Here is an 844-nt window from a genome sequence, read left to right on the forward strand (position 1 = left end):
GATCCGTGCTCGTAAACTGTAACCCCATAACGGTTGAAAATATGAACCGACTTCGCATTTATTCCGGCAATATCCCAATTGTCGTTCAAGCCGTCGTTGTTTGGTGAAATACCTTTAGGGATGTTGCAAAATACAGAATCCATTGGTAATGTTACCGTAGAAATACATCCATCACCATTATCAACCACTAAAGTATAAACTCCGGATGATGTCACAACTTGTGTATCTGAAGTACCAATACTGATCCCTGTACTGTCAAACCACTCATAAAAATAACTTGAATTTCTAGGTTCAGCTATTAGTGTAAAAGAACCGTTTATACATTGCCCTGTAAAATCAATACTTATAGGTGTTGGTGTCGTCTCAAGAACGAAAGAAGAGCTATTCCCAGAAGTACAATTTCCGTTATCAGCCACAACGCTATAATTCTCCCCTACAATCATACCATTGATTACTCCTCCTGCCCCAACTGTAGGCCCTGAAGGTGTAAAGATATAAGTTAGGGTTCCATCATAGTTTGTAATTGTATTACTACCGGATACCAAACACGTTGGTGTAATCGTATCAATAATTGGCACAGCAGGACTAACTAACATCGCCGCATTGTTAAACGGTGTCGATGCAGATGAAACACAACTTCCGTTACCAGCCGTAACCGTATAACTAGCCCCAATATTCATCCCGTTAATCACACCTCCAGCGCCCACTGTAGGACCTACTGGCGTAAACACATATGTTAAGGCTCCGTTATAATTTGTAATAGTACTCACGCCGTCCGAAGAACATGTTGGAGCAATACTACTGATTGTTGGTACCGCTGGTGTAGTCAACATTGCCGCATTGT

At 41.4% G+C, this 844-nt stretch carries 1 protein-coding gene; it reads right to left on the reverse strand.

The annotated features are described in order from the left end of the window. Positions 1 to 844: gliding motility-associated C-terminal domain-containing protein (locus ABGT15_RS13180; protein WP_367231920.1), on the reverse strand; the 844-nt coding region annotated here is incomplete at both ends.

Origin of the sequence: Flavobacterium enshiense (assembly GCF_040750275.1) — a bacterium.
GTDB lineage: Bacteria > Bacteroidota > Bacteroidia > Flavobacteriales > Flavobacteriaceae > Flavobacterium > Flavobacterium enshiense_B.